Source organism: Embleya sp. NPDC001921 (genome assembly GCF_053594475.1).
Window position 1 is genome coordinate 57,692 of sequence record NZ_JBSFEO010000020.1, and the last position, 22,085, is coordinate 79,776.

At 70.7% G+C, this 22,085-nt stretch carries 18 protein-coding genes; 8 read left to right on the top strand and 10 right to left on the bottom strand.

Features of this window, described 5'->3' with window-relative positions:
* The first annotated feature begins 3 nt into the window (after window positions 1–3).
* Window positions 4–291 (top strand): WhiB family transcriptional regulator, encoded by a 288-nt coding sequence (locus ACWCPW_RS23500; RefSeq protein WP_449763571.1) that lies wholly within the window; start codon window positions 4–6, stop codon window positions 289–291.
* Here ACWCPW_RS23500 and ACWCPW_RS23505 read toward each other — a convergent pair.
* Window positions 285–2,372, bottom strand: a complete 2,088-nt coding sequence (locus ACWCPW_RS23505) for an MFS transporter (protein ID WP_449763572.1) — start codon at window positions 2,370–2,372, stop codon at window positions 285–287. The two genes, ACWCPW_RS23500 and ACWCPW_RS23505, sit on opposite strands and share 7 nt — an antisense overlap.
* Before the next feature lie 218 nt (window positions 2,373–2,590).
* Window positions 2,591–3,622, bottom strand: coding sequence for a class II fructose-bisphosphatase (gene glpX, locus ACWCPW_RS23510; protein WP_020556582.1), 1,032 nt, complete (start codon window positions 3,620–3,622; stop codon window positions 2,591–2,593).
* Between the two features lie 214 nt (window positions 3,623–3,836).
* Between glpX and ACWCPW_RS23515 the strand changes: the two genes are divergently transcribed.
* Both ACWCPW_RS23515 and ACWCPW_RS23520 read left to right on the top strand, forming a co-directional pair.
* Complete coding sequence (locus ACWCPW_RS23515) at window positions 3,837–4,361, top strand: DUF4245 domain-containing protein (RefSeq protein WP_449763573.1); 525 nt, start codon at window positions 3,837–3,839, stop codon at window positions 4,359–4,361.
* A 369-nt stretch (window positions 4,362–4,730) separates the two neighbouring features.
* Window positions 4,731–7,475 (top strand): immune inhibitor A domain-containing protein, encoded by a 2,745-nt coding sequence (locus ACWCPW_RS23520; protein ID WP_449763574.1) that lies wholly within the window; start codon window positions 4,731–4,733, stop codon window positions 7,473–7,475.
* Between the two features lie 117 nt (window positions 7,476–7,592).
* Here ACWCPW_RS23520 and ACWCPW_RS23525 read toward each other — a convergent pair whose 3' ends face one another.
* The 3 genes from ACWCPW_RS23525 to xseA form a co-directional block, all read right to left on the bottom strand.
* The gene (locus ACWCPW_RS23525; RefSeq protein ID WP_449763575.1) at window positions 7,593–7,847 is read right to left on the bottom strand and encodes an exodeoxyribonuclease VII small subunit; all 255 of its coding nucleotides are present in this window, start codon (window positions 7,845–7,847) and stop codon (window positions 7,593–7,595) included.
* Window positions 7,848–7,867: 20 nt separating this feature from the next.
* Window positions 7,868–10,588 carry an immune inhibitor A domain-containing protein gene (locus ACWCPW_RS23530; protein ID WP_449763576.1) on the bottom strand — a complete coding sequence of 907 codons (2,721 nt, stop codon included), beginning with the start codon at window positions 10,586–10,588 and terminating at the stop codon, window positions 7,868–7,870.
* A gap of 255 nt (window positions 10,589–10,843) precedes the next feature.
* The gene (gene xseA / locus ACWCPW_RS23535) at window positions 10,844–12,055 is read right to left on the bottom strand and encodes an exodeoxyribonuclease VII large subunit (protein WP_449763577.1); all 1,212 of its coding nucleotides are present in this window, start codon (window positions 12,053–12,055) and stop codon (window positions 10,844–10,846) included.
* Window positions 12,056–12,171: 116 nt separating this feature from the next.
* Between xseA and ACWCPW_RS23540 the strand changes: the two genes are divergently transcribed.
* Both ACWCPW_RS23540 and ACWCPW_RS23545 read left to right on the top strand, forming a co-directional pair.
* Window positions 12,172–12,438: a type II toxin-antitoxin system Phd/YefM family antitoxin gene (locus tag ACWCPW_RS23540; RefSeq protein ID WP_449763578.1), complete on the top strand. Its 267-nt coding sequence runs from the start codon at window positions 12,172–12,174 to the stop codon at window positions 12,436–12,438.
* Window positions 12,431–12,694, top strand: coding sequence for a type II toxin-antitoxin system RelE family toxin (locus ACWCPW_RS23545; RefSeq protein WP_449763579.1), 264 nt, complete (start codon window positions 12,431–12,433; stop codon window positions 12,692–12,694). The genes ACWCPW_RS23540 and ACWCPW_RS23545 overlap by 8 nt, the downstream gene beginning before the upstream one ends.
* Before the next feature lie 80 nt (window positions 12,695–12,774).
* Here ACWCPW_RS23545 and ACWCPW_RS23550 read toward each other — a convergent pair whose 3' ends face one another.
* Both ACWCPW_RS23550 and ACWCPW_RS23555 read right to left on the bottom strand, forming a co-directional pair.
* A complete protein-coding gene (locus ACWCPW_RS23550; RefSeq protein WP_449763580.1) occupies window positions 12,775–15,228 on the bottom strand; it encodes a SpoIIE family protein phosphatase in 2,454 nt (817 codons plus the stop codon).
* Window positions 15,229–15,252: 24 nt separating this feature from the next.
* The gene (locus ACWCPW_RS23555) at window positions 15,253–15,777 is read right to left on the bottom strand and encodes a (deoxy)nucleoside triphosphate pyrophosphohydrolase (RefSeq protein WP_449763581.1); all 525 of its coding nucleotides are present in this window, start codon (window positions 15,775–15,777) and stop codon (window positions 15,253–15,255) included.
* Between the two features lie 127 nt (window positions 15,778–15,904).
* On the opposite strand from ACWCPW_RS23555, the gene ACWCPW_RS23560 reads away from it, so the two are divergent.
* The gene (locus tag ACWCPW_RS23560; RefSeq protein ID WP_449763582.1) at window positions 15,905–16,948 is read left to right on the top strand and encodes an alpha/beta hydrolase family esterase; all 1,044 of its coding nucleotides are present in this window, start codon (window positions 15,905–15,907) and stop codon (window positions 16,946–16,948) included.
* A gap of 54 nt (window positions 16,949–17,002) precedes the next feature.
* Here the strand turns inward: ACWCPW_RS23560 and ACWCPW_RS23565 are convergent, their stop codons facing one another.
* A complete protein-coding gene (locus ACWCPW_RS23565) occupies window positions 17,003–18,094 on the bottom strand; it encodes an acyltransferase family protein (RefSeq protein ID WP_449763583.1) in 1,092 nt (363 codons plus the stop codon).
* Between the two features lie 148 nt (window positions 18,095–18,242).
* Between ACWCPW_RS23565 and ACWCPW_RS23570 the strand changes: the two genes are divergently transcribed.
* Window positions 18,243–19,196 carry a 4-hydroxy-3-methylbut-2-enyl diphosphate reductase gene (locus tag ACWCPW_RS23570; RefSeq protein WP_449763584.1) on the top strand — a complete coding sequence of 318 codons (954 nt, stop codon included), beginning with the start codon at window positions 18,243–18,245 and terminating at the stop codon, window positions 19,194–19,196.
* Between the two features lie 180 nt (window positions 19,197–19,376).
* On the opposite strand, the gene ACWCPW_RS23575 is transcribed toward ACWCPW_RS23570, so the two are convergent.
* Both ACWCPW_RS23575 and ACWCPW_RS23580 read right to left on the bottom strand, forming a co-directional pair.
* The gene (locus ACWCPW_RS23575) at window positions 19,377–19,913 is read right to left on the bottom strand and encodes a DUF6542 domain-containing protein (protein ID WP_449763585.1); all 537 of its coding nucleotides are present in this window, start codon (window positions 19,911–19,913) and stop codon (window positions 19,377–19,379) included.
* 319 nt (window positions 19,914–20,232) lie between these two features.
* Window positions 20,233–20,775 carry a hypothetical protein gene (locus ACWCPW_RS23580; protein WP_449763586.1) on the bottom strand — a complete coding sequence of 181 codons (543 nt, stop codon included), beginning with the start codon at window positions 20,773–20,775 and terminating at the stop codon, window positions 20,233–20,235.
* A 135-nt stretch (window positions 20,776–20,910) separates the two neighbouring features.
* Here ACWCPW_RS23580 and ychF point away from each other — a divergent pair, with 135 nt between their 5' ends.
* Window positions 20,911–21,984 carry a redox-regulated ATPase YchF gene (gene ychF, locus ACWCPW_RS23585; protein WP_395870423.1) on the top strand — a complete coding sequence of 358 codons (1,074 nt, stop codon included), beginning with the start codon at window positions 20,911–20,913 and terminating at the stop codon, window positions 21,982–21,984.
* Window positions 21,985–22,085 lie beyond the last annotated feature (101 nt).

Consider the following 22,085-nt stretch of genomic DNA (forward strand, 5'->3'; position numbering starts at 1 on the left):
AGCGTGACGGAACGGATCGACATAATTCGCGGAGCCCGCACCGCGACCTGGACGCCCCCGGTGGCGGGCGCGTGCGCGACCGCGGATCGGCAGTTGTTTCTCGGATATCCCGGTGAACCCGTCGTCGCCCGTCTCGCCCGCGAGGAGGACGCCAAGCGCGTCTGCGCGCGCTGCTCCGTCCTGCTCGAATGCCGCGCGAGCGCGCTGGCCGAGACCAACCCGGTCGGTGTCCGGGGCGGCCTGACCCCGAACGAGCGCGGCGCCGTGCGTCGACGCCGCGCCCATCACTGACCCGCCGTCGGCCCGCGCGTCGGTCGGTCCGCGTGCCGGTCGGCCTCGCCGACGATGTGATCGTGCGGGGTGTCGGTGGTCAGTCGCGCCAGCTTGCGCAACAACGCGGTCAGTTCCTCGGACTGTTCCGGTGACCAGTCCGCCATCACCTCGGTGAGGATCTGCCGACGGGCCTCGACCAGCGCCTCCAGCGCCTCGTGGCCCTGGGCGGTCAATGTCATCGTGCCCTCGCCCAGCCGCTCGATGTAGCCGGCGAAGGTCAGCTCGTCGGCGTACCGACGGACCCGGTCCGGGGCCTCGTGCAGCCGGTGGGCGAGGTCGGGGATCGAGATCGGGCCCAGTTGGTCGAGCTGCACGAGTCCGTACGCGCACGGCACCGACAACTCGACGCCCGAGCGCTGGATCATGCGTTCGTAGCGCGACCAGCCGTTCTCCCGGTGCACCATCTGTGCCATCGCGCGCTCGATCTCCTCCACCGAACTGCGCGCGGTGGGCGACATCGGCGGCGTGGGCTCGGCCTCGCGGGTGGCCTCGCGCAGCGGGACCTCCCGGAGCAGGAAGGACAACAGGAACGCGATCAGCACGATGCCCGAGGCGACCAGGAACACCGTCTGGAGCGACTCGGCGTAGGCGTGGATGAAGCCGGTCTTGGACGCCGGCGGCAGCTTGTTCAGGTCTGCCGGGTTGATCGCGGACGGCGACTCGGCGCCGGTTCCCGGCGGCATGCCCTCGCCGCGCGCGGCGGCCTCGCGCAGGTGCACCGTGAGTCGGTTGTTGAAGATCGTGCCGAAGATCGCCGCGCCGAACGAGCCGCCGATGGAGCGGAAGAAGGTCGCGCCGGCGGTGGCCACGCCCAGGTCCGAGTAGGGCACCGAGTTCTGTACGGCCAGCACGATGACCTGCATGACCAGGCCCAGTCCGATGCCGAAGACCAGCATGTAGAGCGAGGACGCGGCGGTGGTGGTGAACTCGTCCATCCGCGACATCAGGAACATGCCGACCGCCATCACGGCGGTGCCCACGATCGGGTAGATCTTGTATCTGCCGGTCCGGCTGATCAGTTGCCCGCTGACGATCGAGGTGACCAGCAGGCCGCCCATCATCGGCAGCAGCCGCAGGCCCGACTCGGTCGGCGTGGCGCCGTTGACGACCTGCATGAACAGCGGCAGGAAGCTCAGCCCGCCCATCATCGCGAAGCCGACGATGAAGCCGATGCCGGCGGTCACCGAGAAGATCCGGTTGCGGAACAGCTTCAGCGGCAGCACCGGCTCCCGCGCGCGCCGCTCGACCGCGACGAACCCGGCGAGCAACAGCACCGCCGCGACGCCCAGTCCGATGATCTGCGCGGAGACCCACGGGTAGGTGGTGCCGCCGAAGGTGCTGAGCAGCACCAGGCAGGTGGTACCGCCGGCCAGCAGCGTGATGCCGAGGTAGTCGATGCTCGGCCGGGTGTGCATCTCCTTGGTGTGCAGCGCGGCGGCGATCACGGCCAGCGCGATCAGGCCGATCGGCACATTGATGTAGAACACCCAGCGCCAACTGAGGTTGTCCACGAAGAACCCGCCGAGCAGCGGCCCGGCCACCGAGGTGACCCCGAACACCGCGCCGAACAGGCCCTGGTAGCGCCCGCGCTCGCGGGGCGGCACCACGTCGCCGATGATCGCCTGGGACAACACCATCAGGCCGCCGCCGCCGAGCCCCTGGATCGCGCGGAACGCGATCAACTCGAACATGCCCTGCGCGATGCCGCACAGCACCGAGCCGATCAGGAAGATCACGATCGACGCCTGGTAGAGCTTCTTGCGCCCGAACAGGTCGCCGAGCTTGCCCCACAGCGGCGTACTCACCGTCGACGCGAGCAGGTACGCGGTGACCACCCACGACAGGTGGTTGAGCCCGCCGAGGTCGCCGACGATGGTCGGCAGCGCGGTCGACACGATGGTCTGATCGAGCGCGGCCACCAGCAGCCCGAGCATCAACCCGGTCAGGACCAGCCCGAGTCGGGGCGCCGCCTCGGTCTTCGCCCGGCTGCCGCCGTTGCCTTCGGCGGTTTCGGCATGCCTACCGCGCGGCGCGCTCATCCGGGGGCCTCCTCGATCGATGCTCAAGGAGAATCCCCACAAACAGGTATAAAATCCGCACCTATTCGTGGGACGGCCCGTCCGATCGAACACCGGCCGAGTCGCGGGCCGACCGCCGGCCGCGTCGCGTATCGAACGCCGACCGAGCCGTATCCAGCCCGGCCGGCGTTCGAGGCCACCTCGGTCGGAGGCCGGGTCAAACCCCCGGCCGCACGGCCTTAACGCGCGTGGTCGAAGTCGATCGCGCTGTACGCCCGCAGCTTCGCGAGCCGGTGCTGGCTGTCGATCTGGCGGATCGTGCCGCTCTTGGAGCGCATCACCAGCGACGACGTGAGCGCCGTGCTCGAGCGATACCGCACGCCGCGCAGGAGTTCGCCGTCGGTGATGCCGGTCGCCACGAAGAAGACGTTGTCGCCGCGGACCAGGTCGTCGGTCAGCAGTACGCGCGACAGGTCGTGCCCCGCGTCGATCGCCTTCGCCCGCTCGGCCTCGTCCTTGGGCCACAGGCGACCCTGGATCACGCCGCCCATGCACTTGATCGCGGCCGCGGCGATGATGCCCTCCGGCGTACCGCCGATGCCGAGCAGCAGGTCGACGCCGGTGCCGTCCTTGGCCGCCATGATCGCGCCGGCCACGTCGCCGTCGGTGATGAACTTGATCCGGGCGCCGGCCTCGCGGATCTCCTTGACCATCGAGTCGTGGCGGGGCCGGTCCAGGATGCAGACCGTGACGTCCTCGACGGCGCTGTGCTTGGCCTTGGCCACCCGACGGATGTTCTCCGCGATCGGCGCGGTCAGGTCCACCACGTCGGCCGCCTCGGGGCCGGTGACCAGCTTCTCCATGTAGAACACGGCCGAGGGGTCGTACATGCTGCCCCGCTCGGACACGGCCATCACCGCGACCGCGTTGTTCATGCCCTTGGCGGTCAGCGTGGTGCCGTCGACCGGGTCGACCGCGACGTCGCACTCGGGCCCGGAGCCGTCGCCGACCCGTTCGCCGTTGAACAACATCGGGGCGTCGTCCTTCTCGCCCTCGCCGATCACCACGACACCGTTCATCGACACGGTGTGGATCAGGCTGCGCATCGCCTTCACGGCGGCGCCGTCCGCGCCGTTCTTGTCACCTCGACCGACCCAGCGACCGGCGGCCATCGCGGCGGCCTCGGTGACCCGGACGAGTTCGAGGGCGAGGTTGCGATCCGGGGCTTCCGGCGCGACCTCGAGCTGCGGGGGTACAGATTGGTCCGTCATCTGGCGGGCCTTCCTGTAGGGGAACCGGTCCGTAACCACGAGGGGTGCCCTGATCCCCGGGAGCCGTGCGTCATCGGTGCGGGTGGCACGGCGATAGCGCGGCCCCGAGTCCGGACTGGTTCCAACGGGATTGCCCCGATGTTATCGGTGAGCGGTGTTATCGGTGCAGGTAGGCCGTGCAAAACGAGCCGGCCCGCAATGCGACCATGTTCGGGTGGCGACAAAGTCGGGTCGAGAGACCGTCCGGGACATGGTCCTTTCCCTCGGAGCATGCGGCCTCGTGGTCGGCGCGCTGTTCCTGGTGGCACCGCACAACGGCGAAGATCCGGTGAAGCGGGTGCAGTACGAGCAGTCCTTCCGCCAGGCGGCCCGGGTCTCGCCGTATCCGTTGCTCGCGCCGCAGGGTCTGAGCGAGCGATGGCGCGCGACGTCGGTGAACTACTCGGGCTACGACCGCAACCAGACCACGTGGCACATCGGCTTCATCAACCCGAACGACATGTACGCGGCCGTCGAGCAGACCAACGGCTTCACCGACGAACTCGTCCGGGACAAGGGCAAGCGCGGGCAGCCGATCGGCAACCGGGACGTGGCCGGCGAGCAGTGGAAGGCCTACGACGGCCCCAAGTACCGCTCGCTCGTCCGTGTGCGCGACGGCGTGACCACGATGGTCACCGGCAACGCGACTTTCGAGGATTTGACCGTTCTCGCCGCATCCCTGCGAACTGCCGCCCCGTAAGCCGATGGCCGGCGGATCCGCCGGCCATATCGGGGCGACTCGGGCGCCCGGGTGAACAGGATGTGCAGCGGCTTGTAAAGAGATTGTAAAGACCCCACGCTCTCCTCTGCCCCGCGCGTTACTCCCGCCCCTAGGGTCCGGAAGCCCGGTCGAACACGAGTCGGCATCGTCGTGACCCGATGGTTGCCCTCGCGTGTCCGCCGGGCTTTCCGAGCCGTCCCGATGTCGTGTGCGCTTGATCAGATCCCGCGCGACGTCGCTTTGCGTCCGGGGGGTCGCCCCCCGGTCGGAAAGGGGAGCACGTTGAGTCCAGCGATACCCGGGAGGGGCCCGACGCCCCCGAGCGGCGCCCGGCGGGTCAAACGCCGTGTGGCGCTGTTGTCCGTTTCCGCACTGGCGATCACGGGGCTGGCGGCCACGACCGCGCCCTCGACGTCGGCCGCGCCTACGCGCGTCGATACGACGAAGGCGGTGTGGAATCCGGGCCCCGAGGACCACTACGTCAACTCCGTCGACGCGGCGATCGACACCAGCGCGCTGCCCGGCGACCCGGCCAAGGCCGCGTCGCTGAAGGCGCAGAACGCCGCGGCCGACCGCAAGAACTCCGACGGCAACCCCCGTGCCGCCGCCCAGATCAAGGAACTCGAGGCCGAGGCCGGGCGTACCGGCAAGAGCCCGGCCGAGATCAAGGCCGAGCGCAGCGGCAAGCCCGTCGACGCCAAGCAGACCGCGAAGCTGCTCACCGTCCTGGTCGAGTTCAACGACAAGGCCAACGACGACTTCTCCGGTTTCAAGCGACCGACCAGCGTCTCGGATCCGACCTGTGTGACCGAGCCTCCCGGCACGGTCAAGAACGGGCCGCTGCACAACCGGATCCCGAACCCGGCGCTGAACCCGAACGACAACAACTCGCAGTGGGTGCCGAACTTCGACCAGGCCCACTACAACAAGATGCTCTACTCCAAGGAGGGCATCACCGAGCGCATGCGCACCGACCTCACGGGGCCGGACGGCAAGCCGGGCATCAGCCTCGCGGGCCAGACCATGCGCAACATGTACGAGGAGATGTCGGCCGGGAAGTACTCGGTGTCCGGCGAGGCGACGCCGTGGATCAAGGCGCCGCACTCCGAGGCCTGGTACGGCGCGGGTGCCTGCGGCAACGCGCAGCAGGACAACAGCGGCAGCCCGGCCAACCCGCTCGGCGCGCAGCAGCTCGCCATCGACGCGGTCGACGAACTGGCCAAGCAGCAGCCGACGTTCCCGTGGGCCGACTACGACAAGGAAGACCCGGGCGACGCCGACCACGACGGCAACACCCAGGAGTCGGACGGCGTGGTGGACCACCTGGTCCTGGTGCACGCGGGCAAGGACAAGTCGGCCGGTGGCGGTGCCGAGGGCACCTACTCCATCTGGGCGCACGCGAGCACCGTGCTCTTCGGTCACCAGGTGCCCGGCAGCAACATCAAGATCGCGAACTACATCGTGCAGCCCGAGGACTCGGGAGTGGGCGTGTTCGCCCACGAGTTCGGCCACGACCTGGGCCTGCCCGACCTGTACGACAACTTCAGCGCCGGTCAGACGGACCTGAACTTCTGGGACCTGATGTCGGCCGGTTCGCACACCGGTGCGCTGTTCCAGTCGCAGCCCGCGCACATGGGCATCTGGGACAAGTACGCGCTCGGTTGGCTGACCCCCGACCTGGTCAAGGTCGGTGACCGACCCAAGGTCGCCACCCTGGGCCAGGCCGCCAAGACGCCCAAGGGCACCTCGCGGGGCATCCGGGTGAACCTGCCGAACAAGCAGGTCAAGGTCGGTACGCCGCACGGCGGCCAGAACATGTGGTACTCCGGCCAGGACCAGGCTTGGTCCGACATCCGGATCGAGCGGAACATCGCGGTGCCCGCGGGCACGGACGTGAAGTTCTGGATGTGGAACGACTACGTCATCGAGCAGGACTGGGACTTCGGCTTCGTCGAGGTGTCCACCGACAACGGTGCCACCTGGAAGCAGCTCGCGGTCAAGGACGAGTCGGGCAAGCTGGTCAGCACGCCGCCGGACTACCCGGACCCGACCAAGAACCTGGCCACGTTCCGCAAGACCAGCGGTCTGACCGGCGACAGCGGCGGGTGGCGGCACGACAACGTCGACCTGACCCCGTACGCGGGCCAGAGCGTCAAGCTGCGGCTGGACCTGAACACCGACGCCGCGTTCATGGAGAAGGGCTGGTTCGCCGACGACTTCTCGCTGACCAACGGCGGCACCACGGTGTGGTCCGACGACGTGGAGAGCGGCGACAACGGCTGGACCGCGGTCAAGGGCACCAACGCGATCACCAAGGGCGAGGGTTGGGGTCGCACCGGCGGCACCTTCGAGCGGGAGCAGTACTACCTGCTCGAGTGGCGCAACCTGTCCGGCTTCGACGAGGGCCTGAAGTACGCGTACACCGGGGGCGTCAACGGCAAGACCAACCGGGTGCCGTACAACGCGCCGGGCATGCTGGTCTGGCTGCGCGACAACCAGTACCAGAACAACGGCGTCAACTTCAACATCGACAACGGGCCCTCGTGGGGCCCCAAGGGCGAGCTGTTGATCGTCGACTCGCACCCGGACCCGCTGCGCTACACCGGCGAGGCCGCGGCGCAGTTCCCGCAGGTCGACCCGAACACGCCGAACATCGAGCGGCGCAACGTCTTCGCCAACCTGCCGACCCGGCCGCAGGCCGCGAACGCGGCGTTCGGCTTCGTCAAGACGTCGCCGTTCACGGACTGCATCCCCGGTACCGCGTACTGCACGTCGTTCCCGGCGCAGGCGCCGGTGACGCTGTTCACCGACACGGTGGGCTGGGCACCGGGCACCGAGCTCTACAAGGGTCGGGTGCTTCCGAAGGACCGCTACGGCTCGACCGTGGTGCCGGCGAAGGCGCCGTACTCGACCAAGGTCACCAAGGCGGACGGTTCGCTGGACCGGGACAACTTCGGCAAGCTGTTCCACGGTTCCGAGCTGGGCACGGGCAACCCGGGCTTCGACAAGGGCTACGGCGTGACCGCGCTGCCGGTGCTCCCGCTGCCGGGCAACTCCGGCGCGGTGGTCTGGATCCTGCCGGCGCAGAAGTAGCCGCCGCCGCGCACGTGTACCTCGCGTGCGGGTAGCCGCGTTGCGGTCGCAACAAAAGGGGCGCTCCCGAATTCGGGAGCGCCCCTTCCGCCGTGCGCGGCGCGCGGCGCCAGCGGGTCAGTCCTCCTCGACCACCTCGTCCGACGCGGCGCCCGCGCGCTCCGCCCGGACCGCCGCGTCCAGCCGGGCCCGGGCGCCGTCGAGCCACTGCTCGCACACCACGGCGAGTCGCTCGCCGCGCTCCCACAGGGCCAACGACTCCTCCAGGGTGATGCCGCCGGTCTCCAGGCGGCGCACGACCTCGATCAGCTCGTCACGGGCCTGCTCGTAGGCCGGTGCCTCGTCCGGCGCGGGTGCGGTCTGCTCGCTCATGCCGCCAGCCTAAGGCCGGATCACGGGCGGGCCGACGTGACCCGCACGGCGGCGCCGCGGTCCGGACGCTCCCTCGACAGCGGCGCGACCAGCGTGGCCGAGGCGCCGTAGGCGAGGTCGGGGCCGGGATCGCCGGTGCCGAGCACGGAGCCCTTGTACGGCACGCCGTAGTGCGCCGGATCGGGCGCGCCGTCCGCGTCGGCCACACGGGTGCTGTACGGGCCGCGCGCGGGCACCACGGTGGACCCGTCGGTGAAGCGGTCCACCGGCACGCCGTCGACGTACTCGACGCCCGGCGCCCAGCCGCGGTCGTCGCCGAACGCGCGGACCGGTTCGCGGGGCGCGAAGTCCTGACACCACGCGCCGTTGCCGTGACACGCCCCGAACGCCGGGGTGGGCAGGAAGCCGAACGCGGCGTCCGCGGACTGCGCCCGACTCTCCAGGTTCTTCCGGGGATTGCTCTTGACCAGGTAGTGCTCGCCCGCCTCGCCGGTCCACCGGCGCGGATCCGGATGCGCGTCCACGAGCAGCGTCTGGCCCTTGGCGCCGTAGCTGGGCGGCGCGCCCAGATTGAATCTCACGCCGTTGTTCTGGTACTCGGCGTCGCGCAGCCACACCAGCATGCCGGGCACGTCGTAGGCCAGTCGGCGCACCCGCACGCCGCGAGCGTCGCTGTGCTCGGCGGTGTACGCGTACCGCAGGCCCTGGTCGAAGCCGACCGGCGCGCGCCACTCCATCAGGTAGTACTGCTCGCGCTCGACCTCGCCGGAGGTCCGGCCCCAGCCGGCCCCGCGGGTCACCGTGTTGGTGCCCTTGACCGGGGTCCAGCCGTTGTCGCCGCTCTCCACGTCGTCGGACCACACCGTGGTGCCGCCGTTGGTCAGCGAGAAGTCGTCGGTGAACCAGCCCTTCTCCATGAACGCGGCGTCGGTGTTCAGGTCCAGCCGCAGCTTGACGCTCTGGCCCGCGTACGGGGTCAGGTCGACGTTGTCGTGCCGCCACCCGCCGCTGTCGCCGGTGAGGCCGTTGACCTTGCGCAACTCGGCGAGGTTGCGGTTCGGGTCGGGATAGTCGGGCGGGGTGCTGACCAGGTTGCCCGCGTCGTCGCGCACGGCGAGTTGGGTCCAACTCGCGCCGTCGTCGGTGGACACCTCGACGAAGCCGAAGTCCCAGTCCTGTTCGATGGTGTAGTCGTTCCACATCGAGAAGGTCGCGGACCCGCCGGCGGGCACCGCGAGGTCGCGGACGAGTCGGGCGTCGGACCATTCCTGGTCCCGCTCCGAGTACCACATGTTCGCGCCGCTGTGCGGGGTGCCGATCCGGACGCGTTCGGCGGGCAGGTCCACCCGGACCGCGGCGAGGGTGCCGGGCGCCGGGTCGGCGGCGGCGCCGAGCGAGACGGTACGCGCTTCGCCGCCGACCGGGACCACCGGCGGATCGATCCAGCCCAGCACGTACTTCGACCACGCGCCCAGGTGCGCGGGCATGGTCTGGAACAGCGGCCCGGCGTGCGAACCGGAGGACATCAGGTCCCAGAAGTCGACGTCGGTCTCGCCGCCGCTGAAGTTGTCGTACAGGTCGGGCAGGCCCAGGTCGTGGCCGAACTCGTGGGCGAACACGCCCACTCCGGAGTCCTCGGGCTGGACGATGTAGTTCGCCACCTTGAGGTCGGTGCCCGGGATGGGGTGTCCGCGCAGCACGGTGCTCGCGTGCGCCCAGATCGCGTAGGTGCCCTCGGCGCCGCCGCCCGCCGACTTGTCCTTGCCCGCGTGCACGAGCACGAGGTGGTCGATCACGCCGTCGGGCTCCTGGGTGTCGCCGTCGTCGTCGGCGTCGCCCGGGTCCTCCCGGTCGTAGTCGGCCCACGGGAGGTTCGGCTGCTGTTTCGCCAGCTCGTCGACCGCGTCGGTGACGAACTGCCTTACTCCGCGCGGGTTCTGCGGACTGCCACTGTTGTCCTGGCGGATCGCGCCGCAGTGGCCGGCGGCGTACCAGGCCTCGGAGTGCGGCACGCTCACCCAGCCCGCGGCCTCACCGCCGATCGAGTACGCGCCGTGCGACATCTCCCGGTACATGTTGCGCATGGTCAGCCCCGCGAGGCTGACGCCGGGCCGGCCGTCCGGGCCGGTGAGGTCGGGACGGACCCGCTCGGTGATGCCCTCCTCGGAGTAGAGCATGCGGTCGTAGTGGGCCTTGTCGAAGTCCGGGACCCACAGCGTGTTGTTGTCCCGGCCGGCGACCGCCGGGTCCGGGAGCAGGTTGTGCCGCGGACCGTTCTTGACCGTGCCCGGCGGCTCGGTCACGCAGGTCGGGTCCGCGACGCTCGTCGGTCGGCTGAAACCGGAGAAGTCGTCGTCGGCGTGGTCGTTGAACTCGACCAGGATGGTCAACAGCCGGGCGTCCCGGGTGCCGGCCCCGGCCTGGGCGCGTGGGCTGACCCCGGTCCGGGCCGCGGCCGCCTCGGCCCGGGCGAGCCGGCGAGCGGGAGCGGGGTTGCCGGCGGCGAACTTCCGGTCGTACTGCCGGGCCCGCCGGTCCGCCGCGAGCGCACGCTCACGGACCTCGGGGGACACGCCCGGCGGGCCGTCCGGCGGCAGCGGGTCCCTGGGCGCGACGTAGTTGACGTAGGAGTCGGCGGCTGACGGATTCCACCGCGCGGGCGAGTCGTCGGCGGCGGCCACGGAGGACGTGGCGACGCCGGAGAGCAACAGTGCGGACGCGGCGAGCAGATGACGCAACACACGCGCAAACTAAGCCGTTTTCGCCGCCGATCGGGTGAGACATGACTTCTTGTCATACGAACGGGTCAATGCTGGGGATTTGTGGGCAGGCGCGGCGCGCGGCGTGGTGCGGCGTGGCGATCGGGGTGGGGCGGGTCGACGGCGGGACTCTCGGTGGGTGGCCGGTGGGTGGCCGGTGGGGTTGCCGGTCGGGTCGGTGACGGGCCGGTGACGGGCTTGTGGACGGGTTTGCCGACGGGCGCGCCTTCGGGGCGATCAGTCCTTCGGGACGACCACGTCGAAGCGTCCGGCCGCCACCCGGGCGGTCAGCCGCTCGCCGGCCGCCACCTCCGCGGGATCCCGTACGGCGTGCCCGTCCGCCCGCTGCAACACCGCGTAGCCGCGCTCCAGGGTGGCCGCGGGGGAGAGCGCGACGACCCGCGCGCGGGTGTGCGCGAGGTCGCTCTCGGCGCGGTCCAGGAGGTGGCGCAGGGTGCGCCGGGAGCGGTCCACGAGGGCGGCCACCTCCTCCGCGCGCAGGTCCACCATGCGCTGCGGGTCGGCCAGCACCGGACGCGAACGGGCGGCCCGCAGCCCCTGGTACTCCCGATCCAGCCGGGCCCGCAGCGCGAGCCGCCCCCGATCGCGCACCTGGTGCACCCGGTGCATCTCCTCGCGGATGTCCGGCACGATCCGCTTCGCGGCGTCGGTGGGCGTGGACGCCCGATAGTCGGCCACCAGGTCCAGCAGGGGCGAGTCCGGCTCGTGCCCGATCGCGCTCACCACCGGCGTCGTGCAGGCGAAGACGACCCGTACCAACTCCTCGCTGGAGAACGGCAACAGGTCCTCCACGCTGCCGCCGCCCCGGGCCACCACGATCAGGTCGACGTCGGGGTCCGCGTCCAAAGCACGGATCGCCTCGACCACCTGCGACACCGCGCTCACCCCCTGCACCGCGACGTTGCGCACCGCGAACCGTACGGCGGGCCAACGCCGCTTGGCGTTCTCCAGCACGTCCCGCTCGGCCGCCGAGGCGCGCCCGCAGACCAGCCCGACGCGATGCGGCAGGAACGGCAGCGCCCGCTTGTGCCGGGGATCGAACAGCCCCTCGGCGGTCAGCGCCCGCTTGAGCTGCTCCAACCGGGCCAACAACTCGCCGATCCCCACCGGCCGGATCTCCGCGGCCCGCAACGACAACGTCCCACGCGCCCGGTACCAGTCCGCCTTCGCGTGCACGACCACCCGCGAACCCTCGGCCACGATGTCCCCGACCGCGTCGAAGACCTTCCGATAGCAGGTCACCGAGATCGACACATCCTGCTCGGCATCGCGCAGCGTCATGAACACCACGCCCGCCCCCGGCCGCCGACTGAGCTGCGTGATCTGCCCCTCGACCCACACATCGCCCAGCCGATCGATCCACCCCCCGATCAACCGAGAGATCTCGGCCACGGGCAGGGGCGCGTCGGCGGAAGTCGTGAGAGCCATCCCCAGAGGCTAACCGGCCCACCGCCCGCCCGGGACGACGCGCGCCGAGGCCGGCGACTCGCACAACGGGGGATGCGCGCTTGTGTACACATGGGACACCAAGTACACTTGGTTCCATGAGTCGGATGCCCATAGAGTCCATCCGCGACGTGCGCGCGCACCTGGCCGAGGTCGTGGAGCGGGCGGATCGCGACGACATGCCCACGGTCATCACGCGCCGCGGCAAAGAGGTGGCCGCGGTGGTGTCCATCGAGGTGCTTCGGAAGTACCAGGAGTGGGAAGAGCGCGAGATCAATCGGGTCATCGACGAGCGCATGGCCAATCCGGCGGCCGGGATCCCGATCGAGGATGTCATGAGGGAGACCCTGGCGCGCAGTGAGTGAATACCGCACCGTCTTTCGACCCGAAGCGCAGGCCGAACTTCGAAAGATCCCTCGCGACATGGCGCTGCGCATCCTGGTCAAGCTGACCGAGTTGGAGAGCAATCCGCTCGGCTTCAACACCACGGCACTCGTATCGCAGCCGGAGCGCCGCCGCCTGCGCGTCGGCGACTACCGCGTCGTCTACACGATCGACAGCGGCGAGCTGGTGGTGTGGGTGATCCCCGTCGGGCACCGCTCGACGGTCTACGACACCTGAATCGCCGGCTCGAGGAGCGCACGCCCCGATCGGCGAGAACCTCCCGTGGTCCGGGTCTCCGTCGTGGCTGTGGCCTTCGGCTATTCCGGCAAAGGCAGTTCGAACCAGACCGTCTTGCCGTGGCCGGACTTTCGGCTGCCCCAGCGTTCGGCGAGTTGGTTGACGAGTTGGAGGCCGCGGCCGCCCTCGTCGGTGTCCTCGGCCTCGCGCATGCGGGGGAGAGTGGTGCCGGCGTCGGCGACCTCGCACAGCAGCCCCCGGCCGCGCAGCAGACGCAGTCGGATCGGGCCCACGCCGTAGCGCAGCGCGTTCGTGACGAGTTCGCTGACCAGCAGCTCGGTGATGTCGACCAGCGGGTCCAGGCCCCACTCGTTGAGGGTCTTGCGGCTGAGTTCGCGGGCGCGCGAGACCACCGCGGGTTCGGCCGGCAGCCACCAGGAGGCGACCGAGTCCTCGGCGAGCGCGTCCAGGCGGGCCACGAGCAGGGCGACGTCGTCGAATCCCGGCTCCTCGTGCACGTCCGCGACCACCTTGTCCGCGGTCTGCTCGAGGGTGCCCAGGGGGCCCGCCACGGCCTTGCAGAGCAGGTCGATGCCGACGTCGAGCGAGCGATCGCGGGTCTCCACCAGGCCGTCCGTGTACAGCACCAGGGTGCTGCCCGACTCGACCGCGAAATCGCCCTGCTCGAAGCCGAGGCCGCCCACGCCCAGCACCGTTCCGGGCGGGTTGTCGACCACGCGCGGCCGGCCGCCCGGCGGCACCAGGACCGGCGGCATGTGTCCCGCGCTGGCGAACTCGCAGGTGCGGGCCACCGGGTCGTAGACCACGTAGACGCACGTCGCGTAGTGCAGCTCGCCCAGACCCACCACGATGTCGTCCAGGTGCCCGAGCACCTCGGCCGGCGGCAACTCCAGGCCCGCGAGCGTGCGTACCGCGGTGCGCAGTTGGCCCATCACCGCCGCCGCGTGCACGCCGTGTCCCATCACGTCGCCGACCACGAGCCCGATCCGGCCGCCGGACAGCGGGATCACGTCGTACCAGTCGCCGCCGACCTCGGTCACCGAACTGCCCGGCAGGTAGCGGTGCGCGACCGTGATGCCCGGCAGCGCGGGCAGGTTCTGCGGCAACAGGCTGCGCTGGAGCATTACCGCGGTCTCGCGCTGGTGGTGGTACAGCCGCGCGTTGTCCACCGACACGGCCGCGCGCGCGCCCAGTTCGGTGGCGAGTGTGAGGTCGTCCGGGTCGAACGCGGGTCGGCCCTCGCCGCGCCCGAGCAGCATCGTGCCGAGCACCACGCCCCGGGCGCTGAGCGGCACCACGATCATCGTGTGCAGGCCCAGCGCGCGGGCGGCCTCGGCCCGGCCGGGATCGTGGATCAGCTCGTCGTACATGTCGTCCTGCACATTGCGCATCAGGTACGAGCCGCCCGTGCGCAGACATCGGCCGAAGGTCGAGTCGGCCGCGTAGACCAGGGTGCTGCCCTGGCGGAGCAGTTCGTCGGTGTAGCGCCCCGGCCGCGCGCCGCGCGAGGCCACGCGTTGCAGGCGGGCCTTCTCGGCGTGCGCGCCGGGCGGGATCTCCTCGCCCTGCACGATCGCGTCGAGCAGGTCCACCGCGGCCAGGTCGGCGAAGCCGGGCACCACCGACGCGGTCAGCTCCTCGGCGATCCTGGGGATGTCCAGGGTGGCGCCGAGCCGGGTGCCCGCCTCGTTCAGCAGCGCGAGCCGCTTGCGCGCGGCGTCCACCTTGACCATCGCGTAGTGCCGCTCGGTCACGTCGATCAGCGAACAACTGATGCCCAGGATCCGGCCGCCGGGCGCCTCCAGCCGGTTGTACGACATCGACCACACGGTGCGCGGGCTGCCGTCGGTGGGGATCGGGCCGAAGATCCGCGAGTCGACCACGGGCTCGCCGGTCTCCAGCACCCGCTGCTGGATCGTGCGCACCCGCTCGGTGTCCATCCCGGGACGGACCTCCTCGAGCCGGCGCCCGATGTGTTCCTCGACGGGCAGCCGGTTGATCGCGGCGAGCGCGTCGTTGACCGCGACGTAGCGCAGGTCGGCGTCGAAGATGCCCACGCCGATCGGCGACTGGTCGAACAGCGCCTCGCGGATCGCCAGGTCGGCCTCGACCTTGCGCACCACCGTCGAGTCCATCGAGGTGATCAGGACGAACCGGTTCCCGGCCAGGTCCTCGGCGAAGGCCGCACGCGACTCCACCGTGCACAGCGTGCCGTCGCCCCTGCGCATCGTGTACGCGCCGGCGAAGACGTCCGCGCCCGCGACGGCCTGTCCCGTCGCGGCCTGCTGTGCGGCGGTGAACGGCGGATGCACCAGGTCGACCGCGCGGGCGCCGAGGATGTCCTCGCGTCGATAGCCGAACAGCTGCTCGGCGGCGGCGCTCCACATCACGATCCGGCCCTCGGCGTCGAGCACCCACGTGGCCGAGGGGACGAGATCGAACAGGGACCCGGGCGCCGTGGATCGCCGGGTCGCGTCCCCCGGATTCCGATCGGCTTCTCGGCGCTGCTCCATGGACGGCGGATCCCTTTGTCGCTGCTACTCCGGACCGTTTTCCCGGTTGATCACGTTCTCAAGCCCGGCCCCCGGGTGTGGCCGGGCCGATCCGACAGGTGTTCTCGGCGGCATTTCGGGGCCTGTGGACCGGTTGTCCGACTCGGCCGCGACCGGTTTCGCGAGCACCTCCGCGACCAGTTCCGCGGCCGGGCGATCGGGGGCCAGCCAGTCGAGCCCGGACACCTCGCCGGAGCCGAGCCAGCGCAGCGCCGAGTGGTCCTGGAGCGCCCGGGGCTCGCCCGCGACCAGCTCGGCGAGCCACACGTGCAGCACATACCCTCGCGCGAGCGGCCACGCGCCGGGCAGCCGGCGCACCGGTCGCACCGTCGCGCCGAGCTCCTCGTGGCACTCGCGAACCAGGGCGGCGGCCTCGCTCTCGCCCGGCTCGACCTTGCCGCCGGGGAACTCCCAACCGCCCGCCAACTCGGCCGGCGCGCTGCGGCACGCGGCGAGTACGCGCCCTCGGTGGAGGATCGCGGCGCCGACGACGATGCGGGTCCCGGTCATGGCGGACAACTCTACGTGCCGAGCGGTCCGCGTATGAGGCAACCTTGGACGGTTCGCGAACGTCTGTCTCGGGGGACAGGCTTGCGAAATGGACCGGATCCGGACCCGGATCGCACAACGAGGTGGGGTGGCTGTGGCCGGTTTCCGGTGTACCAGCCCGCGGGTGTGCCGGGTGCTCGCGGTGTTCGCCGCGGTCGCGGCGGTGCTCGCGGTGTTCGCGCTGGCCCGGTTGACGGCCCGGCAGAGCGGCCCGACCGCGGCGACCGGATCCGCCGCCGCGGACACCGGATGCGACGGGCGGGACCGGCAGGGGTGGGTGACCGTGCCGGTGTCCTTCTCCGGCGAGACCTACCGGGTCCAGGCGTACGTCCCGCGCGGCTACGACGGCGCCCGGCCGCGACCGCTGGTGCTGAACCTGCACGGCAGCAACAGCACCGGCGCGGCGCAGATGGCGATCACCGGTCTGGGTGCGTCCGCCGAGCGCCACGGCTTCGTCGTGGCGATCCCGGAGGGCGGCCTGAGCTACCCCGGTGGCACCGGCGGGCGGGCCTGGAACATCCCCGGCCTACCGCTGTACGGCGGCCATCCGGCCGCGGTCGGCGGCCGGGACGAGGTCGGCTTCGTCGGGGCCACGCTGGACGCGCTCGGCCGCTCGTTGTGCCTGGACGACCGGCGCGTGTACGCGACCGGGTTCTCCGGCGGCGCGCGGATGACCTCGCTGTTGGCCTGCACGCTGAGTCGGCGGATAGCGGCCGTGGCACCGGTCGCGGGCCTGCGTGCGGACGGCACCGACGGCGCGCGGCCGGCGCCGTGCCGACCGATCCGCCCGGTCCCGGTGCTGACCTTCCACGGCCTGGCCGACCAGGCCAACCCCTACGACGGTGGGCGGGCGTCGCGCTGGACCTATTCGGTGACCGAGGCGGCGCGGCGCTGGGCGGCCATCGACGACTGCCCGAGCACGCCGGTACGCACCCGCGTGTCCCGGCACGTCGAGCGCACGGCGTACACCGGCTGCGCGGGCGGCACGGCGGTGATCCTGTACACGCAGACCGACGCGGGGCACACCTGGCCGGGCGCGGCGGGCACCGAGGTGCGCGGCTTCGGCCGGATCAACCAGGAGATCTCGGCCAATGAACTGATGTGGGCGTTCTTCTCCGCGCACACGCTGTGAGGGGTGCGCGCGGTGCCCGGGGATCCGCGCGGCGACACCGTGCCGAAGCGCCGTTCAGGGCCTCGGCCGCAACCGATCGAAGCCGTGCATGATCGCGCGATGCGCGGGACGCTCCACCAGCACCGTGAGCAGCCAGCCGAGCAGCACCGCCAGCGCACCCAACGCGAGCAGTTGACCCACCGCGCCGACGCCGTGGTCCTGGAGTCGGCGCATCACCACGTAGCCGATCGACTGGTGCACCAGGTACATCGCGTAGGTGATCCCGGCCGTCCACTCCAGCACGCGACCCGCCCACGCGGGCACGAACCGGTTCCAGTCCGGCCCCAGCGCCGCGACGCAGATCGCGGCGATGCCCAGCGCGAGTCCGACGGTCCAGGAGGCGTGCCGGGTCTGGCACAGGTGCACGAACGAGCACGCGCCGAGCAGGGACACCGCGTGCGGGCCGCGGACGCGATGCCGGGACCACAGGTGCACGCCGATGCCGGCGACGAACAGGTGCACGCGGTAGAGCCCGAACCCGTCGTAGAGCGTGCGGAACGCCTCCGATTGCAGGTGCAGCCGGACCGGCAGCAGGAACAGTTCGAGGCACAACACCAGCCACAACGTGCGCACCGTCGCGTCCCCGTGCACCCGGCGCGAGCGCCACAGCGCGAAGATCGCGGTGAACCACAACAGTTGCAGCGGAATCGTCCAATAGGCCGCGTCCACATAGGCGTACGACTGCGGTTTCCAGTTCCAGAGCATGGCCAGGTTGGCGAGCACGTCGCGCAGGTTCGGCGCGTACCATCCCGGCGGCGCGCACAACCGCAGGAACAGCGACGTGCCGAGCACCCCGACGAGGAACGCCGGCAACATCCGCGCCATCCGGCCGACCCACCAGCGCACCACGTCGCCCTTGCGCAGCGAGACCGCCGCGAAGTAGCCGGACACGACCAGGAGCAGGCTCGCGCCCAACTGGTACGGAAAGACGAACGGACGTGCCGCCAGTTCGGGATGCCACTGCCGGGCCAGATACGTGCCGTGGAACAGCAGCACCAGCCCCACGAACGTCACCCGCAGCAGATCCCAGCTCACCCGGCGCCGCTTCGCGGACTCCGGTCGACGCGACGTGTCGTTTCCGGGCCGTTCCGCTGAGCTGAAGGGCATCCGACGTCTTCCCGTGGACGGCGTGGGTGAACCTGGTCCTGTCCGGGGCGCGGCGCACCGAAGGCCGGCCTCGACAAAGGACCCTATTACGCGCGCTTTGCCGCCCGGGCCCAGGTGGCGCACGCGTGGCCGCCCGTACGATGGACACATGTCGTCAACCAGCCGCGTCCTGCTCGCCGCCCCCCGGGGGTACTGCGCGGGCGTCGACCGAGCCGTCGAGACCGTCGAGAAGGCCCTCGATCTGTACGGTGCGCCGGTGTACGTGCGCAAGCAGATCGTGCACAACAAATACGTCGTCGAGACGCTGGAGAAGCGCGGGGCGATCTTCGTGGACGAGACGGCGGAGGTGCCCGAGGGCGCCACGGTCGTCTTCTCCGCCCATGGTGTGGCTCCCGTGGTGCACGAGGAGGCGGCGGCCCGTTCGCTGCGCACGATCGACGCCACGTGCCCGCTCGTGACCAAGGTGCACAAGGAGGCCGTGCGCTTCGCCGAGGAGGGCTACGACATCCTCCTGATCGGCCACGAGGGCCACGAGGAGGTGATCGGCACCGCCGGCGAGGCGCCCGACCACATCCACCTGGTGGACGGCCCCGAGGGCGTCGCGAACGTCGAGGTGCGCGACCCGTCGAAGGTGGCCTGGCTGTCCCAGACCACGCTGTCCGTGGACGAGACCGTCGCCACGGTCAAGGAGCTGCGCAAGCGGCTCCCGCTGCTGATCGACCCGCCGAGTGACGACATCTGCTACGCGACACAGAACCGCCAGGTCGCGGTCAAGCAGATCGCCGCCGAGTCGGACCTGGTGATCGTGGTCGGCTCGACCAACTCGTCCAACTCGGTGCGGCTGGTCGAGGTCGCGCTGGAGGCGGGCGCCCGGGCGTCGTACCTGGTCGACTACGCGGAAGAGCTGAAGGACGAATGGCTGGAGGGGGTCGGCACGGTCGGCGTCACCTCCGGCGCGTCGGTGCCCGAGGTGCTCGTGGACGGCGTGCTCGCGTGGCTGGCCGAGCGCGGCTTCGGCGACGTGCACATTCACCGGTCGGTGGAGGAACGTCTGCAGTTCGCGCTGCCGCAGGAGCTGCGCCGGGACCTGCGCGACGCCTGAGGCGGAGCGCGGGGGCGCGTGGGGCGTGACATCCGGTTTGCGGGAGTTGTTCGTGGCGGGCCTGTCCGAGGGATCGGACGGGCCCGTCGGCGTTTCGGCGTGAGCGGGCCCGCCCCGGCGCGCGGGTCGCGGGCTCGCGGGTTTCGCGGTTCGACGGTTCGCGGTTTCGCGGGTTTCGCGCTACGGGTGGTCGGCCGCGCGGCGTTTGACCAGGACGACGACGGCGGCCAGGGCCGTACCGCCCCACAGCAGGCCGGCCTTGAAGGACAGCGCGGTGATCAGGTCCAGGCCCACCCGGGCGAGATAGCTCTCGTGCGTGTCGCCGCCCAGCAGGGTGCTCACGAGCGCGACGGTCGTGGCGAACGCGATCGGCGGCGTGATGATCGCGGCGGCCCAGTCCTGGACGCGCACCTTCCAGGCCACGAAGACCGAGGCGACCAGGAACGCGAACCCGAACACGAAACCCAGCCGATCGGTGGCCAGGTGGTCGACGAGGCCGCCGAGCAGGGTGCCGCCGAAGCCGAACACGGCCGCGCCGGCGGCGGTCAGGCCGCTGCCGGACGGGCGGTATCCGCCGGGCGCGCCGTTCGCCCGCCGCGAGGGGCCGCCGGGGCGACGAGGTCGGGGCTGAGGGCCCGTGCGCTCCCGGGGCGGTTCGCGGTCGGTGGGTGTCGAGGTCGGTGGAACCGGCGCGGCCGAACCGGGTCGACGGCGCACGGCGTCACCCCGTCCCGGCGCCGGCACGGGAGGCCTTTTCCGAGGGATCCGGGTCGATACGGGACGCGCTCCCGCTCGGCTGCGCTGTTCCATCCACCCAAGGTATTGCCGCATCACGGTCAAAACCGTCCAAGAACACGAAAAACCTCACTCCGCCCGTGTCGAATCGTCCGCCCGGTCGCCGCTCACCTCGTCCTCGACCGATCTGTTTCCTGCCCCCGATTTCCCGGGTTCACCAGGGAGGACGCTTTCTCGGCCGGGATTGGTGGCAGTTCGGGCCGAGCAATTCACCCGGGTCGTCACGGGGGCGCGGCATCGGTCACGCCCGGGCGCCGCTCTCCACCATGTCCACGGCGCGAACCACCTCGGCGGTGCCCAGCACCTGGACCGGGAGGCCGCGCGAGGCGGCGTACCAGCGCAGGTCCACGGCCAGGTACGGCAACTTCTCCTTGTCCAGGAAGTTGATCGTGTGCTGCTTGCGGCCGCCGGCCCGCATCGCGCAGCGCACCACCGCGTAGCACGGGGTGTCACCCGCGTTGGCCTTGAGCTTGACCTCGACCGAGGAGATCTCCTCCCAGCGCAGGCCGCGCGTGCGGAACAGGCCGTGGAAGACCAGACCGTTGGGGCCGATCGAGAGCTTGCGGTACTGGTAGAGCGCGAACCCGAGGAGCACGAAGAGGCTGAGCCCGCCGTACAGGGCCACGGCCACGACGGTCGGCAGTTCGAGGTCGGCCAGGTCGAAGAAGCCGAGCGCGATCGGGATGAACGCGGTGAACAGCAGGACCCGCATGGGCTTGGACTCCCACAGGACGCCGTCCATGAGCTGCCTGCGGTTGTGATGGGTGTGCGAGGTGCGGCTCATCGATGTCCCCGTCGTTGAGTGGCCGGCGTACGAAACCAGGGATGCTACTGGCCACAGGCCACCACCTACACTTTCCGCAGGCGCTTGTATGTCCGCAGCGCGCCACATCGATCGCCGAGAAGCCAGGGAATCCAGTTGTCGCTCACCATCGGAATCGTCGGCCTGCCCAACGTCGGCAAGTCGACGCTCTTCAACGCCCTGACCAAGAACGACGTGCTCGCGGCGAACTACCCGTTCGCGACCATCGAGCCGAACGTGGGCGTGGTGGGCGTACCGGACCCGCGTCTGGACAAGCTGGCGGAGATCTTCGGCTCGGCCAAGAAGGTCCCGGCCACGGTCGACTTCGTGGACATCGCGGGCATCGTGCGCGGCGCCTCCGAGGGTGAGGGCCTGGGCAACAAGTTCCTCGCCAACATCCGCGAGTCGGACGCGATCTGCCAGGTCATCCGGGTCTTCACCGACCCGGACGTGGTGCACGTCGACGGCAAGATCTCGCCGGTCGACGACAAGGAGATCATCGAGACCGAGCTGATCCTGGCCGACCTGCAGACGATCGAGAAGGTCCTGCCGCGCCTGCAGAAGGACTCGCGCCTGCAGAAGGACAAGGTCGCGGTCGCCGCCGCCGTGGAGAAGGCCAAGCAGGTGCTGGAGGCGGGCACCACGGTCTTCGCCGCCGGCCTCGACCCGGAGCCGCTGCGCGAACTGCACCTGCTCACCGCCAAGCCCTTCCTGTACGTCTTCAACGTCGACGAGGACGAACTGGTCAACGAGGAGCTCAAGGACGAACTGCGCGAGCTGGTCGCGCCGGCCGAGGCGATCTTCCTGGACGCCAAGATCGAGTCCGAGCTGATCGAGCTGGACGAGGCCGAGGCGCTGGAGCTGCTGCAGAGCCTGGGCCAGGAGGAATCCGGCCTGTCCATCCTGGCCCGGGTCGGCTTCGACACCCTGGGCCTGCAGACCTACCTCACGGCCGGCCCCAAGGAGGCCCGCGCCTGGACCGTCGCCAAGGGCGCCACCGCCCCCGAGGCGGCCGGTGTGATCCACACCGACTTCCAGCGCGGCTTCATCAAGGCCGAGGTGATCGGCTTCGACGACCTGGTCGAAACCGGCAGCCGCGCCGAGGCCCGCACCAAGGGCAAGGCCCGCATGGAGGGCAAGGACTACATCATGCAGGACGGCGACGTGGTCGAATTCCGCTTCAACGTCTGAGCGGACGTTGACGCGATTCATCCAGTACGCGAGTTCGGGGCCGAACCTTCTCGTGAGTTCGGCCCCGTCGTCGTCCCCGTGCGGGCTCGGCGCCGGGTGCG